Below are 19,778 nucleotides of genomic sequence, written 5' to 3'. Positions count from 1 at the left end.
TTTGGGGTCGGCCGCCGGCGTGGCGGCTTGGGATGGCGGGATTTTACTCCCTGCTGCTTGCGGTGGCGCCGGCGTCACGCGGCGACTGGACCAGGATCAAGTCCGCGTAAAAAAACCCCGCGGGCCCTTGCGGGCCGGCGGGGCTTGCCGTCAGTGCTGCTGACGCGGGTGGCGCTTACAGGCCAGCCGCGGCGCGCAGCGCAGCCGCCTTGTCGGTGGCTTCCCACGAGAATTCCGGCTCTTCACGGCCGAAGTGGCCGTAGGCGGCGGTCTTCTCGTAGATGGGGCGCAGCAGGTCCAGCATCTGCACGATGCCCTTCGGGCGCAGGTCAAAATGCTCCTGCACCAGTTCGGCGATCTTAGCGTCGGGGATCTTGCCGGTGCCTTCGGTGTAGACCGTCACGTTGATCGGGCGGGCCACGCCGATGGCATAGCTGACCTGCACCTGGCACTGGCGCGCCAGGCCCGAGGCCACCACGTTCTTGGCCACGTAGCGCGCGGCGTAGGCGGCCGAGCGGTCGACCTTGGACGGGTCCTTGCCCGAGAACGCGCCACCGCCGTGGGGCGAGGCGCCGCCGTAGGTATCGACGATGATCTTGCGCCCGGTCAGGCCGCAGTCGCCCTGCGGGCCGCCGATCACGAAGCGCCCGGTCGGGTTCACCAGGTACTTGGTTTCCTTGAGCATCTCGGCCGGCAGCACCGGCTTGATGATTTCCTCGATCACCGCTTCGCGGATCTGGGCCTGGGTGATGTCCGGCGAATGCTGGGTCGACAGCACCACGGTATCCACGCTGTGCGGCTTGCCGTCGACATAACGCACCGTCACCTGCGACTTGGCGTCCGGGCGCAGCCAGGGCAGGCGGCCGTCGCGGCGCAGCAGCGACTGGCGCTCGACCAGGCGGTGGGCGTAGTAGATCGGGAACGGCATCAGTTCCGGGGTCTCGTCGCAGGCGTAGCCGAACATCAGGCCCTGGTCGCCGGCACCCTGGTTCAGGTAGTCGTCGGAAGCGCGGTCAACGCCCTGGGCGATGTCGGGCGATTGCTTGTCATAGGCGACCAGCACCGCGCAGCCCTTGTAGTCGATCCCGTACTCGGTATTGTCGTAGCCGATGCGCTTGATGGTGTCGCGCGCGATCTGGATATAGTCGACGTTGGCGGTCGTGGTGATTTCCCCAGCCAGCACCACCAGACCGGTGTTGCAAAGCGTCTCAGCTGCCACACGCGCGTACTTGTCCTGGGCCAGGATGGCGTCCAGGACGGCGTCGGAAATCTGGTCGGCGACCTTGTCGGGATGGCCTTCGGAGACGGATTCCGAAGTAAAAAGGAAGTCGTTTGCCACGAACTTATTCTCCAGGTTGGCTATTGCGTGCCAGCCCGTGCGGTTCATGGCGGCGACGCTTTAGCGGTATTTCAAGCAGCCCGGTCAGAGCCGCATCGCCCCGCAAGTTGTCAGTTAACTCGGCGATACACGCTATTATACGCGCCTGCCGGGCTCGTTGCAGCGCGCCAACGGTACAGCACGGCACCCGGCCAACCTGCCGGGGCACCGTGCCCATATGAATCCCGATGACGGCACGCTGCGCGCGGAACTGAATACCGCCATAGAAAAAACGCTGCCTGTTCGCCTGTTCCCCGGCACAGACCCGCAGCAGACCTGCTTTTCGCGCCTGATGACCTTTTTATTCTGGCTGATCTCCCGTTTTCCCCTGCGGCTGCTGCAAGCCGCGGGCGGCGCGCTCGGACTACTGAGCGCGCGCCTGCCCGGCCGCTACGGCCAGCGCCTGCGGGAGAACTTCCGCCAGGCGTTTCCCGACGCCACCGAGGCGATGATCGACGAAGCGGCCCGTTCGGCCGGGCGCATGATCATCGAGATGCCCTACTTCTGGAGCCGCAGCAAGATCGGCGCGAAGCTGTATGGCTTTGACGACTACCTGTGGCCCGAGCTGGGCAAGCTGCAGGCGCGCGGCAAGGGCATCATCATCCTGACCCCGCACCTGGGCTGCTTTGAAGTGCTGCCGCAGTCCCACGCGCTGCAGCGCCCGGTCACCGCGCTATTCAAGCCGCCGCACCAGCCCTGGCTGCGCGACTGGATCGAAAAAATGCGCACCCGCCCCGACATGCACATGGCGCCGGCCACGCCGCGCGGGGTGCGCATGCTGGTCAAGGCACTCAAGCGCGGCCAGGCGGTGGGCATCCTGCCCGACCAGGTGCCCAGTGGCGGCGAGGGCAACTGGGCGCCGTTCTTCGGCAAGCCCGCCTATACGATGGCGCTGGTGCACCGGCTGCAGCAGCTGACCGGCGCGTCGGTAGTGGCGGTCTTTGCCGAGCGCCTGCCGCGCGGCGCCGGCTATCGCGGCCACCTGCGCGTGATCAACGACGGCGGCATGTTGCCGGACGATCCTGCCGCAGCAGCAGCGGTCATCAACCGGACCATCGAGGAACTGGTACGCCTGTGCCCCACGCAGTACCTGTGGGCTTACAACCGCTACAAGCAACCCGCCGGAGCGGGCACCCCGGACGCGCCGGGCACCCCGGGCAACGACACCGAGCCGGCCGCTGATCAATCGATTTCATGAGCCGTGTGTTCACGTGGCTTGGCATCGGCTTGCTGACGGTGCTGGGCAAGCTGCCATATCCGTTCGTCGCGCGCTTCGGCGAGGCGCTGGGAAGCCTGCTCTACCTGGTGCCGAGCGAGCGGCGCCGTGTGGTACAGGCCAACCTGCGCCTGTGTTTCCCGGACCGGACCGAGGCCGAAATCGACGAGCTGTCGCGCCAGAGCTTCCGCATCCTGTTCCGCAGCTTTGCCGAGCGCGGCATCTTCTGGACCGGCAGCGAAGCGCAGATGCGCCGCTGGGTGCAGATCGACGACCAGGCCGACCTGGTGGCGCTGGATGGCACCCCGCATATCCTGGTCACGCTGCACCTGTCAGGCGTGGAAGCCGGCGCGATCCGGCTCACCATCAACCTGCGCGAGCATCTCGGCCGCTCCGGCGCGTCGCTCTATACCAGGCAGAAGAACGACCTGTTCGACCACTTCCTGAAGCACGCGCGCGGGCGCTTCGGCGCCAACATGATCTCGCGCAACGACAGCGCGCGCGACATCCTGCGCTGTCTGAAGAAAGGCGAGGCGCTGCAGCTGATCGCCGACATGGATTTCGGCGAGCGCGACTCGGAGTTCGTGCCGTTCTTCGGCGTGCAGGCGCTGACACTGACCTCGGTGTCGCGGCTGGCACGCCTGACCGGGGCCAAGGTGGTGCCGATCTACACCGAGATGCTGCCTGACTACCAGGGCTATGTGCTGCGCATCCTGCCGCCCTGGGAAGACTACCCCGGCGCAAGCGTCACCGACGACACGCGCCGCATGAATGCCTTCTTCGAGGACTGCATCCGCCCGCGCGTGCCGGAGTACTACTGGGTGCACAAGCGCTTCAAGCATCGCCTGCCGGGCGAGCCCGAGATTTACTGAGCGCGCCGGCACGTCCGGCGCCGCGCAGCTACAATCCCCACCATGAAACTCCAGTTCACCAAGATGCACGGCGCGGGCAACGACTTTGTCGTGCTCGACGGCATCCACCAGCAGATCGACCTGACTCCGGCGCAATGGCGTGCGCTGGCCAGCCGGCATTTCGGCGTGGGCGCGGACCAGATCCTGATCGTTGAAAAGCCGTCCCGCCCCGATGTCGACTTCCGCTACCGCATCGTCAATGCCGATGGCAGCGAGGTGGAGCACTGCGGCAACGGCGCGCGCTGCTTTGTGCGCTTTGTCACCGACAAGGGCATGACCGACAAGCGCTCGGTGCGCGTCGAAGTGATGAACGGCGTCATTACCCTGACGCTGCAGGACGACGGCCAGGTCACGGTGGATATGGGTGCGCCCGAACTGGAACCGGCGCGCGTGCCGTTCCGTGCCGAAGGCCTGCCCACCCGCGCGGAAGGCGCGGACACGCTGTACGGACTGGAGGTCAACGGCCGCACCGAATGGATCTCGGCGGTATCGATGGGCAATCCGCACGCGGTGCAGGTGGTGGACAACGTGGAGAACTTCCCGGTGCTGCAGGACGGCCCGGTGGTGGAGCACCATGCCGCCTTCCCCAACCGCGTCAATGCCGGCTTCATGCAGGTGCAGGACCGCCACACCATCCGGCTGCGTGTCTACGAGCGCGGTGCCGGCGAGACCCTGGCCTGCGGCACCGGCGCCTGCGCGGCCGTGGTGGCCGGCATCCGGCGCGGCCTGCTGGACTCGCCGGTTCGGGTGCATACCCATGGCGGCGAACTGACCATTGCCTGGGAAGGCGGTGCGGAACCGGTGCGCATGACCGGCCCGGCCACCACCGTGTTTGAAGGCAGCATTGACCTGGCAGCCCTGCCGACCTGACCATAGGGGCTGTGCGCCCCTTTCCACACGCCCCGCATTCCTTGTCGCGGAGCCCCGGCGGGGGCGCCCATTCCCTTGATCTTGCTGGTCAGACCGATGGAGCGCCCATGCCGCTGGACGATTTCCGCATCACCTCGGGCAAGCGTTTTCGCCTTGCCGACTTCGACCCGGGCAGCAAGCCGCTGTCGTGCGGCAAGAAAGAGGAAGACCTTGCCCGCATCATCGAGTTGAGCAACGCCCTCGACGCGCAGCAGGACATCTTCTACGCCGAGCACCGGCGCAAGCTGCTGGTGGTGCTGCAGGGCATGGATACCAGCGGCAAGGACGGCACCGTGCGCGGCGTGTTCCGCAGCTTCGATCCGCTGGGCATCCGCGTGGTGGGCTTCAAGGCCCCGTCGCCCGAGGAACTGGCGCGCGACTACCTGTGGCGCATCCACCTGCAGGTACCGAAGACCGGCGAGATCGTGGTCTTCAACCGCAGCCACTATGAAGACGTGCTGATCACGCGCGTGCACGACTGGATCGACGCCGCCGAGTGCGAGCGGCGCTTCCGCCAGATCCGGGACTTCGAGTCGATGCTAACCGAGACCGGCACCACCATCGTCAAGTGCTTCCTGCATATATCCCGCGACGAGCAGAAGGCACGGCTCGAAGCGCGCCTGGCGGACCCGGAGAAACACTGGAAGTTCGACACCACCGACCTTGCCGAGCGCAAGCACTGGAAGGCCTACATGGACGCCTACGAGGCTGCCATCATGGCGACCAGCACGCCCGAATGCCCGTGGTACGTGGTGCCGGCCGACTCCAAGACACACCGCAACCTGATGGTGGCGGAGATCCTGACCAAGGTCTTCGAGGACCTGAAGCCGGCCTACCCGCCGGCCCGGCCGGAACTGGCCACGATCAAGGTCGACTGAGCCGCCCGGCCGCCTCAGCCGCCGTTGCCGCGGTGCACGTCGTGCGTGACGAAGGGGTGCTCGCGGCTGGGCATCGCCAGCCATTGCGGGTGGCGCAGGGTCTGGCGGATATCGTCCAGCCCGCTGGTCCAGTGCTCATGCATGGTGAGCGCGCCGAACTGGTAGTCCTTGGCCAGGTTCTCGAACGACTTGTCGCGGTAGATCAGCTGGATCACATTGCGGCGCGCGTCGCAGGCCTGCTCCGCCGCGCGGCGGTACCAGGCGTTGTCGCGCTTTGACGGCGGTACCAGCGCCATCACCTCGTTGAGCATGCGGCGCAGGTTCTGCTGCTCGCGCATGTAATCGGTAATGGCCCGCGTGCGGCTGGAATACTGGATGTCCTTCTGGCGCTCGGCCACGTCGACCAGGTCGTGCGGCAGCTTGCCGCGCGCGCTCCACAGGTCGACCTGGAAGATCAGCGCGTCGCGCCGCGGCTGCGCGGTCAGCACCTCGGCCAGCGGTGTGTTCGACACCAGCCCGCCATCCCAGTAGTACTCGCCACCGATCTCCACCGCCGGAAAGCCCGGCGGCAGCGCGCCCGAGGCCATGAAGTGCTCGGGGCAGAGCTTGTCGCGGGTATTGTCGAAGTAGGCGAAATTGCCGGTGCGCACATTGACCGCCCCCACCGAGACGCGCATCAGGTCGGGGCGGTGGTTGATCAGGTCGAAGTCGGCAAAGCGCTCCAGCGTCGCCTTCAGCGGCGTGGTGTCGTAGAAGCTGGCATGGCTCGGATCCGAGTAGCGCGACATCAGCTCCGGCCAGCTGCGCGGCTGGAAGAAGCCACGCTGGCCTTCCAGCATGGCACGCGCCGCATGCAGGCCATCGAACCAGATCCGCATCGGCTCGGGCCAGCCTTCGGCATGGTCGGCGAACCAGGTGTGCGACAGACTGGGCATCCACGGCTGCGCGCAGATGTACTCCCAGAAGGCGCACAGCTGTTCCACGCGGCGCTGGGGCGGATTGCCGGCGATGATGGCGGCGTTGAGCGCACCGATGGAGATGCCGGCAACCCAGTTCGGGTAGATCCCGCCCTCGGCAAGGCCCTGATACACGCCGGCCTGGTAGGCCCCGAGCGCGCCGCCACCCTGCAACACCAGCGCGCGCACGGCATAGGCCTCATGCGCCGCCCGGTCCGGGGCCTTGGCAGCCTGGCGCACCGGCTTGCGCGGCAGCACCTGCGCGCCGCGCTCGGCCAGGGACTCGCCGTTGCCGGCTGATTCCGCCGTTGTGGATGGCGTTGCCGCCTGCCGCCCTGCCCGTTCCTGCCGCTCTTTTGCCGCCACGCCGCGCTCCCTCCCAGTCTGAAAGTCAGCCGTCCGTCCGCTGTCCGCCGAACGTGCGGAATGAGGGCGCAGGCTGGCAGCGCCCCGTTGTCATCAACGGCTTCAGACGCCGTAGCGCTGACGATAGGCCGCCACGGCCTCGCGCGAAGCCCCCAGCGCCGGGTCCTGCGACGCATCCAGGTAAGCCAGCAGGTCCTTCAGGCTGGCGATCGCGATCACCGGGATGCCGAATTCGCGCTGCACGTCCTGCACGGCGGAATGGGTGCCGACCTGCTCGGCGGTACCGCTCTTTTCCATGCGGTCCAGTGCGATCAGGACCGCGGCCGGCTCGGCGCCGGCGGCGCGGATCATGTTCACCGATTCGCGCACCGAGGTGCCGGCGGAAATCACGTCGTCGATGATGACCACCTTGCCCTGCAGCTTGGCCCCGACCAGCGTGCCGCCTTCGCCGTGGTCCTTGGCTTCCTTGCGGTTGTAGGCGAAGCCGACGTCACGTCCCATGCCCGCCAGCGCCACCGCCGTGGCCGACGCCAGCGTGATGCCCTTGTAGGCCGGCCCGAACAGCACGTCGAACTGCACGCCCGAGGCCAGCAGCGTTTTGGCATAGAATTGCGCCACCTGGCCCAGCATCGCGCCCTGGTTGAACAGGCCGGCGTTGAAGAAGTAAGGCGACTTGCGGCCGGCCTTGGTGACGAACTCACCAAACGACAGCACGCCCGCATCGAGCGCAAAGCGGATAAAGGTCTGGCTGAGATCGGCACCCGCGGGCGGTTTCTGCTGCGTCATCATTTCTCTCTGAATTCAAAATTTCCCCGAATGTTACGGATTATCAGCGCCAACCTCAACGGCATCCGCTCCGCGTCGAAGAAGGGCTTTTTCGACTGGATGGGCAAGCAGGACGCAGACATGGTCTGCGTGCAGGAATTGAAGGCGCAGGCCGCCGACATGACGGAAGCGTTCCTTGCGCCACATGGCTACCATGGCTATTTCCACTATGCCGAGAAGAAGGGCTACAGCGGCGTGGGCCTCTACACGCGCCATCAGCCCGAGCGCGTGGTCACCGGCTTCGGCATTCCCGAGTTCGACAACGAAGGCCGCTATGTGGAAGTGCAGTACCCGCACCTGGCAGTAATCTCCGTGTACGTGCCGTCCGGCTCCAGCGGCGAGGAGCGCCAGCAGGCCAAGTTCCGCTTCATGGAGGCCTTCCTGCCGCATCTTCTGCAACTGAAGGCAAGCGGGCGCGAGATCGTGCTGTGCGGTGACGTCAACATTGCGCACAAGGAAATCGACATCAAGAACTGGAAGGGCAACCTGAAGAACTCAGGCTTCCTGCCGGAAGAACGCGCCTGGATCGGTGAACTGTTCGACAGCCACGGCTATGTCGATGTGTTCCGCAAGCTGGATCCGCGCCCCGACCAGTACACCTGGTGGAGCAACCGCGGCCAGGCCTATGCCAAGAACGTCGGCTGGCGCATCGACTACCACCTGGCCACGCCCAAGATCGCAGACACGGCGCACCTGTGCTCGATCTACAAGGACGAGAAGTTCAGCGACCACGCGCCGCTGTCGATCGACTACGACTTTCCGCTCTGAGCACGGCATTTACGCCGCCCGGATCTCTTCGAGCAGTTCCGGGTGGCGATCAAGCAGCTTGAGCAGCTTGACCAGCGCCAGCGGCGGCTTGGTCCGGCCGGTCTCGTAGCGCGAGAACGCGTTGACCCCGCCGCCGAAGATCTCGGCGCCATCGCGCTGGTCGAGGCGGAGCTTCTTGCGAACGCCGGTGATATAGGCCGGATCGACAAGCGTAATCCCATCGGTACAAACCCCTGCGACCAGCCCCCATCCCCGCTACAATGCAGGTTCCCTATCGCATGCGGCAGGGGACGTTTCGCATTTCCCGCACCTCATTGAGTGAGTCAGCCATGGTTTTCAAAGTGTTCGTCGATGGTCAGGAAGGCACCACCGGTCTCCGGCTGCTTGACTATCTATCCGGCCGTTCCGACGTGGAACTGCTGCGCATTGCCGATGACAAGCGCAAGGACCCGGCCGAACGAGCACGATTCCTGAACGCCGCCGACGTCGCCTTCCTGTGCCTGCCCGATGCGGCCTCGCGCGAGGCGGTGTCGCTGGTGACCAACCCGAACACCTGCGTGATCGACGCCAGCACGGCGTTCCGCACCTCCGACAGCTGGGCCTACGGCCTGCCCGAGCTGGCGCGCGGCCAGCGCGAGAAGATCCGCGACAGCAAGCGCATTGCGGTGCCGGGCTGCCACGCCAGCGCCTTCGTGCTGGCAGTGCGTCCGCTGGTGGACGCCGGTGTGCTGCCGTCCGACTACCCGGTTTCGGCGTTCTCGCTGACCGGCTACAGCGGCGGCGGCAAGTCGATGATTGCCGAGTTCGAAGCCGGCGGTAACCCGAAACTGGACAGCCCGCGTCCGTACGCGCTGGGCCTGGAACACAAGCACCTGCCCGAGATGCGCGTGCAGGCCGGCCTGGCGCAGGCGCCGATCTTCAACCCGATCGTCGGCAACTTCCTGAAGGGCCTGGCGGTGACGGTGCCGGTGTTCACGGACCGGCTGGCGCGCAAGGTCAGCCCCGAGCAGATCGTCGAGATCTACCGCAAGCATTATGAAGGCGAGCAGTTCGTGCGCGTGATGCCGTACAACAGCGCCGACAACCTCGACGGCGGCTTCTTCGACGTTCAGGCCAACAACGACACCAACCGTGTCGACCTGTTCGTGTTCGGCAATGCCGAGCGCCTGAACCTGGTGGCCCGCCTGGACAACCTGGGCAAGGGCGCGGCCGGCGCGGCGGTGCAATGCATGAACGTGCATGTGGGCGCTGACGAGGCCACGGGGCTGCGCGCCTGACGCGGCAGCAGGCCCCGAATGAGGAAAAAGCCGGCATTGCCGGCTTTTTTCATTGGCGTCAGCAGACTGCTCAGCGTTGCAGCGGCTTCTGCCGGTCGTCGTCGCCGCTGTCCACCGGCGCGCCGCCCAGGTTCGCCATATTGGCGCGGTATGGCGGCAGCCTGTCCACCGTGGTATTGCTCGCGCGCGCATAGAGCGGCAGCACTTCCGGCAGGTGCTTCTCCAGGTCGGCGATGCGGCTGCGCCCGGACGGATGCGTGGACAGGAACTCTGTGCCGGACTGGCTCACCTTGCCCATCTTCTGCCACAGCGACACTGCGGCGCGCGGGTCGTAGCCGGCGCGCGCGGCGATATCCATGCCGATCAGGTCCGCCTCGGACTCATCCGCGCGCGAGAAACGCAGCGTCAGCAGGTGGGCGCCGGTGCCCAGCGCCATATTGCCAAGGTTGCCGAAGCCGAACAGCTGCGAGATCACGTTGGCACCGAGGTTGGTGATCTCTGACTTGGCGGCGCGCTCGCGCGCATGCTCCTGCAGCGCGTGGGCGATCTCGTGGCCCATCGCCATGGCGATCTCGTCGTCGGTCAGCTTGAGCTGGTCGAGCAACCCGGTATAGAAGGCGATCTTGCCGCCCGGCATACAGAACGCATTGACCTGCCTGGAGCCGATCAGGTTGATCTCCCACTGCCACTGCCGCGCGCGCTCGTTCCAGCGTGCGGTCTGCGGCAGCAGCCGCTTGCCGATCGTGCGCAGGCGCACCAGCTGCGGGTTGTCGGCGGCGGCCAGTGCATGCTTGGCGATGGCTTCCTGCTTGAGCTGCTCGTATTCCTGCGCGGCCTGCTGCTCGATGGCCTCGACCGGCACGATCTTGCGCACGGCCGAGCCGCTGCGGTCCAGCCGGATGCCGCCAGCCTCGCTGTCCTGCGCCTGGGCGGGCATGCACCAAGCCATGGGCGCCGCCACCGCGGCCAGCGCCAGCGCGCGGACCAGACGGTCACGGGTAGGACGCTGAACACCTTGCAGGCGGCGGAGCATTTGCGGTTCCTCGGACGCAGTGGAAGACCAGGCAGGCGGATCGGTGATCCGCGGCAACGATGCCCTGCCGTGCCACATGTGGCGGGCAGGCAAACAGGTGATGCAATAATACACGGCGCCCGCGCAGCCGCGCGGCGCTTCACGCCGGCCCGTTCATGACCTTCCAGACCTATCTCGATATCTTCCGCAACCGCCGCATCGGCGCCATGCTGGCGCTGGGCTTCGCCTCCGGGCTGCCGCTGGCGCTGACCTCCGGCACCTTGCAGGCATGGATGACGGTCGAGGGGCTGGATATCAAGACCATCGGCTTCTTCTCGCTGGTGGGCCAGGCCTATATCTTCAAGTTCCTGTGGGCGCCGCTGATGGACCGCTACACGCCGCCGCTGCTGGGGCGCCGGCGCGGCTGGCTGCTGGTGACGCAGCTGGGGCTGGTGCTGGGCATTGCCGGCATGGCCTTCTGCCCGCCGCGCGAGGCGCTGTGGATGCTGGCGGCGCTGGCCACGCTGGTGGCCTTCCTGTCGGCGTCGCAGGACATCGTCTTCGACGCCTACAGCACCGACGTGCTGCGCCCGGCCGAGCGCGGCGCCGGCGCAGCGGTCAAAGTGCTGGGCTACCGGCTGGCGATGCTGGTCTCGGGCGGCCTGGCGCTGTGGCTGGCCGACCGCGTGCTCGGATGGCAGCAGACCTACCTGCTGATGGCGGCGCTGATGGGCGTGGGCATCGTCACGCTGCTGTGGGCCCCGGAGCCCGACGTGCCCGCGCGCACGCCGCATTCGCTGGAAGAGGCGGTGGTCGGCCCGCTGCGCGACTTCTTTGGCCGCCAGGGCGCGTGGTGGCTGCTGCTGCTGATCGTGCTGTACAAGCTCGGCGACGCCTTTGCCGGCAGCCTGTCGACCACCTTCCTGATCCGCGGCGTGGGCTTCTCGGCGGGCGAGGTGGGCATCGTCAACAAGACCCTGGGGCTGGCCGCCACCATCATCGGCGCGCTGTTCGGCGGCACGCTGATGGTGCGCCTGGGCCTGTACCGTTCGCTGATGCTTTTCGGCGTGCTGCAGGCGGTGTCGAACCTGGGCTACTGGATCCTGGCGGTGACGCCGCCGCACCTGTGGACCATGGGGACGGCCATTGCGGTCGAGAACCTGTGCGGGGGCATGGGCACGGCGGCCTTCGTCGCGCTACTGATGACGCTGTGCAACCGCTCGTTCTCGGCCACGCAGTACGCGCTGCTGTCGGCGCTGGCGTCGGTGGGCCGGGTCTATGTGGGGCCCTCCTCGGGCTATATGGTCGAGGCCTGGGGCTGGGCGCCGTTCTACCTGGGCACGGTGGTGGTGGCGCTGCCTGGCGTGATGCTGCTCTGGGCCATGCGCCACACCGTGCATCGCTACGAGGCCCAGGCGCGCGAAGCGATCGCCTGAGCCCGCGCCTGCCTCACTCCTTGTAGTAGACGATCTGGTGCGAGCTGGCGATCAGCTCGCCGCCGGCGCTCCATAGCTGCGCGCGCTGGTCGAAGAAGCCCTGCCTGAACACCTGCGCCTGCGCGCTGGCCAGCACGTGGCTGTCGCCCAGCGCGGCCAGCGTGTCGGCATCGGCATGGAAATAGGTGGTCATCGACACCGTGCCGGCCGGCACGAAGCCCGCGCGCTTGAGGAAGATGCGCGGATAGAAGCTGTCGGCCCAGGCCGCCAGCGCGGCGAAGTCCGGCGTGCGCGCCGGCGCGTCGCGCAGCCAGAACTGCGTCAGGCTGTCCGGATGCTCGGTGCCGGGCTCGGTGGCCGGCTTGGCGCCGCGCACCGGGCGCATGTCGTAGGACTTGAGCCAGCGCACCGGCGCAAACCCGCTCATGGCCGGGAGGGTGTCGGCCGCTGGCACCTCCGGCATCAGCGCCTCGCCGCAGACCCAGGTCTCGCGGCGCACCGCAAACATGGCGGTGGCGGTGGTGGCCACGGCATCGCCCTGGCGCAACTCCAGCGTCCAGTGCTGGGTCGAGCGGTTGGTGCGCACCGGGCGCGCCTCGATCTCGAACGGCCCCTCGGCGATCGGCCCGGCAAAGTTGACCGTCAGCGAGACCGGGTCGCCCAGGCGCTGCGGATGGTCCAGCGCCGCCTGCAGCAGCGTGGCGGCGGTGATACCGCCGAACGGGCCGATCATGTTCCAGTACTCGGGCGTGGTGCGGCCCAGGAAGCGGTGGCCGCCGGCCGGCTCCAGCGCCAGCGCGTCGTCAAAGGGATGGAGCGGGCTGGCGGCAGTGGCCGCCTGGGTCTGGGGCGCAGTGGACATGGCTGGTATGGGTTGGTGACTCGCAGGGAATAGCACGATCGTTCGATCCACTGCCTACACTAACCGTAGTCAGCGTTCGGGTCAAGACGGCAGTCCTCCAGCCGCTGGCACCGTCGCACCCGCATCAGCCTTGCGCCCGCCGCCGCAGCGGCAGGCTCCAGCCCAGTTGGTTGGCGACCACGCCCAGCAGCACCAGCGCCATGCCGGCGATCTGCAGCGGCCCCAGCACCACGCCGAACACCATCACGTCGATCACGATCGCCACCAGCGGATAGATGAAGGACAGCGTGGCGATCGACACCACGGTAAGGCGCTGGAAGGCGCCATACAGTAGCGTGTACATCACGCCCGTATGCACCAGCCCCAGCGCCAGCAGCGCGGCCCAGGTGCCGGTGCCATAGCTGCCCGCAGCAGGATGCGCCAGTGGTGCCAGCATCAACACGCCCAGCACCATCTGCAGCCCGGCAATCTGGCCTGGCGGGATGGCCTGCAGCCGGCGCGTGGCCAGGGTCGTCACCGCATACAGCAGTGCGGCCAGCAGGCCCAGACCGATGCCGGCCAGCATCGCAGTGCCAGTGGCGCCATGCTCCAGCCCGGTGATCAGCATCACCCCGGCAAAGGCCAGCACCAGCCATGGCAGCCGCGCGAACGGGAACGGCTCGCGCTGGATCACCGAGGTCAGCATCAGCAGGAAGAACGGCTGGGTGTGGTAGACCACCGTGGCAATGGCGATGCCGCTGTACGCATACGCCGAGAACAGCGCCAGCCAGTTGAGCACCAGCGTGACGCCGCCCAGCACCAGCCAGCCAAGCTGCGCACGGGTCATCCGCACCCAGCCGCGCTGCAGCGTCAGCACGCCCAGCAGCGCAGCGCCGCCGAACAGGCAGCGGAAGAAAACCACATCGAGCGGCGGTTGGCCGCTGGTGACCACGAACCAGCCGATGGTGCCAGACAGCAGCATGGCCGCTACCATGCGCCAGGCGCCACCTGGCAAGGGTTGTTGCGAGGGCATGACGGACTCCGGTCAGACAATGGCTGCATTGTTCCATCATGCAATCTGCTCAACAATCCCGTCGTCGTTCAATTAGTATTTGACCTGAAGTCAAAGGATGGGGACGCGCAATGCCGGATATGCCACTTAATGCGATGGCCGTGTTTGCACGCGTGGTCGAGTGCGGCAGCTTCTCGGCCGCCGCGCTCGACCTGGGCATGACCCCATCGGCGGTCAGCCGGCACGTCTCCCGTCTGGAAGCCACGCTCGGTGCCAGCCTGCTGCAGCGGACCACGCGCGCCTTTGCGCTGACTGAGCTGGGCCAGTCGGTCTACGCCGCCTGCGCCCGCATGACCGCCGCCGCGCGCGAGGTCACCGCGCTCGCCGGCGAGCACGGGGGCACGCCGCACGGCGTGCTGCGCGTGAGCGCTCCGGTCTCGTTCGGGCAGGCCTGGCTGGCGCCGCGGCTGCCGGCGCTGCTGGCCAAATACCCGGGGCTGGACCTGCAGCTGACGCTGGCCGACCGCATGGTCGACCTGGTCGAGGAAGGGATGGACGTGGCCGTACGCATCGCGCGCGAACTGGCGCCCGGGCTGGCCGCGCGCCCGCTGCGCGAGGTGCGCTACCGGCTGGTGGCCTCGCCCGGCTACCTGGCCCGCCACGGCACGCCGGCCACGCCCGCCGACCTGCCCGCCGCACGCTGCCTGTACCTGGGCTACGGCAACTTCGGCGAGCGCTGGACCATGCGCCACCACGCCGGCGGCGAGAAAGTGGAGGTGCGCATCCCGCCGCGCCTGACGCTGAACAACAGCCTGGCGATCATGAGCATGGTGGAACGCGATGCCGGCATCGGGCTGGTGCCGGACTTCTCATTGGGCAATGCATTGGACCAGGGCCGGGTCGTCACCGTGCTGGCCGACTGGGACATCCTCGAGCCCTACATCGGCACGGCCTACGCGGTCTACACGCCCACACGGCATGTACCGCCCAAGGTGCGCGCCTTTGTCGATCACCTTGCAGCCACGGCCGCCGACGCGCCAGCCTGATCAGGCCGCGCAGACCCGGTACACCGCCAGGCTGCCGCGCCAGTTGCCGCCCCAGTTGACGGTCACGCCCTCGTGCATCACCACGCGGTCGATCACGCGCAGGCCGACCTTGGGCGCCAGCGCCTCGAAGTCGCTGATGGTCAGCACGCGCACGTTGGGCGTGTTGTACCACTGGTAGGGCAACGATTCCGACACCGGCATGCGGCCGCGGAACACCGACAGCCGGTGCGGCCAGTAGCCGAAGTTCGGGAACGACACGATGCACTCGCGCCCCACCCGCAGCGTGTCGCGCAGCACCTGCGCGGTGTTGTGGATGGTCTGCAGCGTCTGCGACAGGATCACCGTGTCGAAGCTCTTGTCCTCGAACAGCGCCAGGCCGCCTTCCAGGTTCTGCTGGATGACATGCACGCCCTTCTGCGCGCAGGCCAGCACGCCTTCGTCGCGGATCTCGATGCCGTAGGCCTGCACGTCGAGCTCGTCCTGCAGCACGCGCAGCAGGCTGCCGTCGCCGCAGCCCAGGTCGAGCACGGTGGAGTTGGGTTCGATCCAGCGCGCGATTGCGCGGAAGTCGGGGCGCAGCGCCAGGATATTGGGATTGGCCAGGGCGTTCATGCGCCGATCTCCTCTGCGATGCGGTCGTAGTAGGCGCGCATCAGGTTGTGATAGCGCGGGTCGTCGAGCAGGAAGGCATCGTGGCCGTGCGGCGCGTCGATCTCGGCGTACGAGACCGGGCGCTTGTTGTCCAGCAGCGCCTTCACCAGCTCGCGGCTGCGGCTGGGCGCAAAGCGCCAGTCGGTGCCGAAGCTCGCCACCAGGAAGCTCGCCTGGGTCTGCGCCATCGCGCGCGTCAGGTCGCCGCCGAAGGCCAGCGCCGGGTCGAAGTAGTCGAGCGCGCGCGTGATCAGCAGGTAGGTGTTGGCGTCGAAGTACTCGGCGAACTTGTCGCCCTGGTAGCGCAGATAGCTCTCCACCTGGAACTCGACATCGAACGAGAAGCGGATGTCGTCGGTCTTCAGCTCGCGGCCGAATTTCTCGGCCATGTCCTCGTCCGACAGATAGGTGATATGGCCGATCATGCGCGCCACGCGCAGGCCGCGCTTGGGCTTGACGCCATGCGCGTAGTAGTTGCCGCCGTGGAAGTCGGGGTCGGACAGGATGGCGCTGCGCGCGACCTCGTTGAAGGCGATGTTCTGCGCCGACAGCTTGGGCGTGGACGCGACCACGATGCAGTGGCGCAGGCGGTCCGGGTACAACAGGCTCCAGGCCACCGCCTGCATGCCGCCCAGGCTGCCGCCCATCACCGCGGCGAATTGCGTGATGCCGAACGCATCGGCCACGCGCGCCTGCGCATTGACCCAGTCTTCCACCGTCACCACCGGAAACGCCGCGCCGTAGGGCGCACCGGTGGCCGGGTTCAGGCTCATCGGCCCGGTCGAGCCGAAGCACGAGCCTAGGTTATTGACGCCGATGACGAAGAAGCGATTGGTATCGAGCGGCTTGCCGGGCCCGACCATGTTGTCCCACCAGCCCACGTCGCGCGGGTCTTCGGCATAGACGCCGGCCACATGGTGCGAGGCATTGAGCGCGTGGCACACCAGCACCGCGTTGGAGCGGGCCGCATTGAGCGTGCCATAGGTCTCGACCATCAGGTCGTAGCCGGCAATGGACGAGCCGTTGCGCAGCTTCAGCGGCTCGGCAAAGTGCATGCGCTGCGGCGTGACCACGCCGACCGAATCGGGCGGCAGGTCGAACGCGGCAGGCGCGGCGGTCGGCAGGGCGACATCAGTCATGGAATCCGGCCCGTGGCGAACGGGCATAAAAAAACCCGACCGGCATTTGCGTATGAAGCGTCGCAGCCAAGTCGGGATTCACTGGATTCCTTGCGGGATTCCGCGTGCCGGCGCCATCCACTACCGTGGTGGCATGGGGCGCCGACCCAACCTCTTTAGCCGCATTTATAGTGGCAACCCGGAACTTGGTCCCTTGGCTGCCGCGCGCCCGCAAGCCAGTCATCAAATCGGCGCGACCGGGCAATTATAGAGCAATCGGCCCGGCGTGTTGTTTTCAGCTCAGCAAGACCCGCAGGTGCGCCTCGGCATGGTCCGACGGCGACTTGCGGAAGCCGCTCTTGGCATAGCGGTGCCACTGTCCCTGCACCGCCGCCATGATCAGCGCCGCGCGCGCCGGGATGTCGGCATCCGCGGGGAACGCGGCCTGCGTCACCGCCATCTTCAGGCACTGGCGCAGCGAGGCCTCGATGCGGTCCACCAGCTGGTTGATGCGTTCCTGCAGGCGCTCGTGCTCGCCCACCAGCGCCTCGCCGGTCAGCACGCGCGTCATGCCCGGGTTCTTCTCGGCAAACGACAGCAGCATGCGCACGATGGCGTGGGCCTGGCGCAGGCCGTGCTCTTCCTTGTCGGTGATCTGGTTGATCAGGCCAAACACGGTCTGCTCGATAAAGCCGATCAGGCCCTCGTACATCTGCGCCTTGCTGGCGAAATGGCGGTACAGCGCCGCCTCGGACACGCTCAGGCGCGCAGCCAGCGCGGCCGTTGTGATCTTCTCCCCGCGCGGGTGCTCCAGCATGGTGGCCAGCGTCTGCAGGATCTGCACGCGGCGCTCGCCCGGGCGCGGGCGCTTGCGCGCCGGCGTGGCGGGCGGCTGGCCTCCGTCCTGCGCATCCTGCGCACTGCCTGAAATGACCGCCTCCGGCTCGCGCCCGTTGCTTTGCGTCATGACCCGATTCTCCGCATTCGTCGTTGGAGTTGATGCATCGATTGTACTTTTATGTTCACATAGGCCGGCCGGTTCGGCACGCGGGCGCGCACGCGCGGCACGTTGTCGGGCTGCGCCTGCGGTGCCTGGGTCTCCGCGGCCACCAGCGTCACCGACTGCTCCTGCGCGGCATGGCCGACATGGCGCCGGTCCTCTGCCTCCAGTGTCGAGCGTACCGCGGCATCGCGCCGGCTGCCGTCGTCGCGCACCGCGGGCACCTCATGCGGGCGCGATGGCGCGATCGTGCGCAGGTAGCCCGTCACCCAGGCGGTGCGGATGCCAGTGCCGGCATAGCGCTTCAGGTGCGACACGGTGTCTTCCACCAGCACCGCGCGATGCGGGGCAATGCGGGTCTGCACCAGCAGCCGGCGCAGCATGCGGCGGTCCGGCTTGGGCCGCAGGTGGCCATGCACCCACATCTGCTCGATTGCCACCACGCGCTCGAAGCAGTGCCGTATGCCCGCTATCTCCAGCACCGCCCGCGCGTAGTCCTGTGGCGCATTGGTGACCAGGATCTTGCGCCCCGGCAGGCGCCGCAGGTGCGCGGCCAGCCCGCGCCGCACCCGCACCATGTCGGCCAGCTCCGGGAATTCATGCGCGGCGCGCAGGAAGTCAGCCGGATCCACGCCGTGGTGCCGGATCATGCCGAGCAGCGTGGCGCCGTAGCGCTGCCAGTAGTCCACGCGCACGCGGTTGGCGGTGGCCTCGTCGCAGCCGAGCACGCGCGCCACGTAGTCGGTCATCAGCCGGTTGATGGCCGGGAAGATCGCGTGTGAGGCGTCGTGCAGGGTGTTGTCGAGATCGAACAGCCAGACCGTATCGCCCGAGGTATTGCCCGCGGGGCGGCGGCAGAGGCGAGCGCGGACACGGCGCGGAGAAGGAAGACTGGAAGGCACGCCGGGCAATTCGGAGGGTGATGGGATGATCGGGGCGGCCGGCCGCTGCCGGCACCGCCCCGAGGCTCCGCTCAGTGCGAGCGGATCATGGTGCCGAAGGCCTGCTCGGTCAGGATTTCCAGCAGCAGCGAATGCTCGATGCGACCGTCTATGATGTGCACCGAATGCACGCCGCTCTTGGCCGCATCCAGCGCCGATGAGATCTTCGGCAGCATGCCGCCCGAGATGGTGCCGTCGGCGAACAGCTCTTCGATCTCGCGTGCGGACAGGTCGGTCAGCAGGTTGCCCTTCTTGTCCATCACGCCCGGGATGTTGGTCATCATCACCAGCTTCTCGGCCTTCAGGATCTCGGCCATCTTGCCGGCAACCACGTCGGCGTTGATGTTGTAGGCCTGGCCGTCGTCGGAGAAGCCGATCGGCGAGATCACCGGGATAAAGGCGTCGTCCTGCAGCGCCTTGACCACCGCGGGGTTGATCGCCTCGATGTCGCCCACATAGCCGATATCGATGAAGGCGCCCGGGTTCTCGCGGTCAGGCATCTGCAGGCGCTTGGCGCGGATCAGGCCGCCGTCCTTGCCGGTCAGGCCCACGGCCTGGCCGCCGTACTGGTTGATCAGCATCACGATGTCCTGCTGGACTTCACCGCCCAGCACCCACTCGACCACTTCCATGGTCTCTTCGTCGGTGACGCGCATGCCCTGCACAAAGGTGCCGACCTTGCCGACCTTCTTCAGTGCCTCATCGATCTGCGGGCCGCCGCCGTGCACCACCACCGGGTTCATGCCGACCAGCTTGAGCAGGATCACGTCGCGCGCGAAGCCGTGCTTGAGCTTCTCTTCGGTCATGGCATTGCCGCCGTACTTGACCACGATGGTCTTGCCGTGGAACTTGCGGATATACGGCAGGGCCTCGGCGAGAATCTCGGCTTTCAGCGCGGGAGCAATGGCGGCCACCGTGGTTGCGGCAGGCCCGGGGTTGTCGGCGTTCATGGGGGACATCCGTGAGAATCAACAGGTATGATGGCTAATCGGCCACGTAGCCAGGGATAACCAACGGGGATCGCCCGAAAGTGCGCCATCCGGCCATGGCAGGCGCCGATTTTACAAGAAACCGCGCGGGGCGCGAGTCAACCGGCCGAACGTGGTCCCGCGAATTGCCTGCAAGCGGCCTGCAAGCGCCCCACGGGGCACCAACGCGTTCCGTCCGCGCAACAACGTGCCGCCACCTCAGCCGTTTGGCTTGCGCCGCGGCTCAGCGTTCCCCAGCCTTGACCATC

The 19,778-nt window shown here is 67.3% G+C and carries 19 protein-coding genes and 1 pseudogene; 8 read left to right on the top strand and 12 right to left on the bottom strand.

The features are described 5' to 3' along the window. Positions 1–175 precede the first annotated feature (175 nt). Positions 176–1,339, bottom strand: coding sequence for a methionine adenosyltransferase (metK, locus tag AC1Q7H_RS28660; protein ID WP_029047350.1), 1,164 nt, complete (start codon positions 1,337–1,339; stop codon positions 176–178). Positions 1,340–1,670: 331 nt separating this feature from the next. Between metK and AC1Q7H_RS28655 the strand changes: the two genes are divergently transcribed. From AC1Q7H_RS28655 to AC1Q7H_RS28640, 4 genes are all read left to right on the top strand, one after another. Beyond that, positions 1,671–2,576, top strand: coding sequence for a lysophospholipid acyltransferase family protein (locus AC1Q7H_RS28655; RefSeq protein ID WP_153954954.1), 906 nt, complete (start codon positions 1,671–1,673; stop codon positions 2,574–2,576). Continuing rightward, the gene (locus tag AC1Q7H_RS28650) at positions 2,573–3,466 is read left to right on the top strand and encodes a lipid A biosynthesis lauroyl acyltransferase (RefSeq protein ID WP_013955307.1); all 894 of its coding nucleotides are present in this window, start codon (positions 2,573–2,575) and stop codon (positions 3,464–3,466) included. Before AC1Q7H_RS28655 ends, AC1Q7H_RS28650 begins: the two co-directional genes overlap by 4 nt. Positions 3,467–3,508: 42 nt before the next feature. Next, the gene (dapF, locus tag AC1Q7H_RS28645; protein WP_492382024.1) at positions 3,509–4,375 is read left to right on the top strand and encodes a diaminopimelate epimerase; all 867 of its coding nucleotides are present in this window, start codon (positions 3,509–3,511) and stop codon (positions 4,373–4,375) included. A gap of 107 nt (positions 4,376–4,482) precedes the next feature. Further along, positions 4,483–5,292 carry a polyphosphate kinase 2 family protein gene (locus tag AC1Q7H_RS28640; protein WP_013955305.1) on the top strand — a complete coding sequence of 270 codons (810 nt, stop codon included), beginning with the start codon at positions 4,483–4,485 and terminating at the stop codon, positions 5,290–5,292. 14 nt (positions 5,293–5,306) lie between these two features. Here AC1Q7H_RS28640 and AC1Q7H_RS28635 read toward each other — a convergent pair whose 3' ends face one another. Together AC1Q7H_RS28635 and pyrE are read right to left on the bottom strand one after the other, a co-directional pair. Continuing rightward, entirely contained in the window at positions 5,307–6,614 is a 1,308-nt protein-coding gene (locus AC1Q7H_RS28635; protein ID WP_013955304.1) for a patatin-like phospholipase family protein, read from the bottom strand. Between the two features lie 102 nt (positions 6,615–6,716). Beyond that, entirely contained in the window at positions 6,717–7,403 is a 687-nt protein-coding gene (gene pyrE, locus AC1Q7H_RS28630; RefSeq protein WP_013955303.1) for an orotate phosphoribosyltransferase, read from the bottom strand. A gap of 27 nt (positions 7,404–7,430) precedes the next feature. On the opposite strand from pyrE, the gene AC1Q7H_RS28625 reads away from it, so the two are divergent. Beyond that, on the top strand, positions 7,431–8,207 hold the full coding sequence (locus AC1Q7H_RS28625) for an exodeoxyribonuclease III (protein WP_013955302.1): 777 nt from the start codon (positions 7,431–7,433) through the stop codon (positions 8,205–8,207). A gap of 9 nt (positions 8,208–8,216) precedes the next feature. On the opposite strand, the pseudogene AC1Q7H_RS28620 reads toward AC1Q7H_RS28625, so the two are convergent. Further along, positions 8,217–8,420: pseudogene (locus tag AC1Q7H_RS28620) on the bottom strand (type II TA system antitoxin MqsA family protein); the annotation flags it as partial. Positions 8,421–8,536: 116 nt separating this feature from the next. Here AC1Q7H_RS28620 and argC point away from each other — a divergent pair. After that, positions 8,537–9,484: an N-acetyl-gamma-glutamyl-phosphate reductase gene (gene argC, locus AC1Q7H_RS28615; protein ID WP_013955301.1), complete on the top strand. Its 948-nt coding sequence runs from the start codon at positions 8,537–8,539 to the stop codon at positions 9,482–9,484. A gap of 70 nt (positions 9,485–9,554) precedes the next feature. On the opposite strand, the gene AC1Q7H_RS28610 is transcribed toward argC, so the two are convergent. After that, complete coding sequence (locus tag AC1Q7H_RS28610) at positions 9,555–10,517, bottom strand: M48 family metallopeptidase (RefSeq protein WP_153954913.1); 963 nt, start codon at positions 10,515–10,517, stop codon at positions 9,555–9,557. 155 nt (positions 10,518–10,672) lie between these two features. On the opposite strand from AC1Q7H_RS28610, the gene AC1Q7H_RS28605 reads away from it, so the two are divergent. Further along, positions 10,673–11,932 (top strand): muropeptide transporter, encoded by a 1,260-nt coding sequence (locus AC1Q7H_RS28605; RefSeq protein WP_013955299.1) that lies wholly within the window; start codon positions 10,673–10,675, stop codon positions 11,930–11,932. Positions 11,933–11,945: 13 nt separating this feature from the next. On the opposite strand, the gene AC1Q7H_RS28600 is transcribed toward AC1Q7H_RS28605, so the two are convergent. Together AC1Q7H_RS28600 and AC1Q7H_RS28595 are read right to left on the bottom strand one after the other, a co-directional pair. Continuing rightward, positions 11,946–12,794: an acyl-CoA thioesterase gene (locus AC1Q7H_RS28600; protein ID WP_153954912.1), complete on the bottom strand. Its 849-nt coding sequence runs from the start codon at positions 12,792–12,794 to the stop codon at positions 11,946–11,948. 124 nt (positions 12,795–12,918) lie between these two features. Further along, positions 12,919–13,806, bottom strand: coding sequence for a DMT family transporter (locus tag AC1Q7H_RS28595; RefSeq protein WP_013955297.1), 888 nt, complete (start codon positions 13,804–13,806; stop codon positions 12,919–12,921). 110 nt (positions 13,807–13,916) lie between these two features. Between AC1Q7H_RS28595 and AC1Q7H_RS28590 the strand changes: the two genes are divergently transcribed. Next, complete coding sequence (locus tag AC1Q7H_RS28590; protein WP_153954911.1) at positions 13,917–14,831, top strand: LysR family transcriptional regulator; 915 nt, start codon at positions 13,917–13,919, stop codon at positions 14,829–14,831. Here AC1Q7H_RS28590 and metW read toward each other — a convergent pair whose 3' ends face one another. The 5 genes from metW to argB all read right to left on the bottom strand — a co-directional run bounded on the left by metW (position 14,832) and on the right by argB (position 19,491). After that, positions 14,832–15,443 (bottom strand): methionine biosynthesis protein MetW, encoded by a 612-nt coding sequence (gene metW / locus AC1Q7H_RS28585; RefSeq protein ID WP_013955295.1) that lies wholly within the window; start codon positions 15,441–15,443, stop codon positions 14,832–14,834. It lies immediately after the preceding gene. Next, the gene (metX, locus tag AC1Q7H_RS28580) at positions 15,440–16,621 is read right to left on the bottom strand and encodes a homoserine O-succinyltransferase MetX (RefSeq protein WP_153954910.1); all 1,182 of its coding nucleotides are present in this window, start codon (positions 16,619–16,621) and stop codon (positions 15,440–15,442) included. The genes metW and metX overlap by 4 nt, the downstream gene beginning before the upstream one ends. Before the next feature lie 274 nt (positions 16,622–16,895). Next, positions 16,896–17,567: a nucleoid occlusion factor SlmA gene (slmA, locus tag AC1Q7H_RS28575; protein WP_013955293.1), complete on the bottom strand. Its 672-nt coding sequence runs from the start codon at positions 17,565–17,567 to the stop codon at positions 16,896–16,898. Then, positions 17,564–18,502 carry a pyrimidine 5'-nucleotidase gene (locus AC1Q7H_RS28570; protein WP_249678782.1) on the bottom strand — a complete coding sequence of 313 codons (939 nt, stop codon included), beginning with the start codon at positions 18,500–18,502 and terminating at the stop codon, positions 17,564–17,566. The genes slmA and AC1Q7H_RS28570 overlap by 4 nt, the downstream gene beginning before the upstream one ends. 71 nt (positions 18,503–18,573) lie before the next feature. Further along, positions 18,574–19,491, bottom strand: a complete 918-nt coding sequence (gene argB, locus AC1Q7H_RS28565) for an acetylglutamate kinase (protein WP_010813296.1) — start codon at positions 19,489–19,491, stop codon at positions 18,574–18,576. Between the last annotated feature and the right edge of the window lie 287 nt (positions 19,492–19,778).

It is taken from the genome of Cupriavidus sp. GW823-FHT06D04, assembly GCF_058795055.1.
Note: the sequence above shows the minus strand (reverse complement) of the source record. Positions and strands in the feature narration are given on the sequence as shown.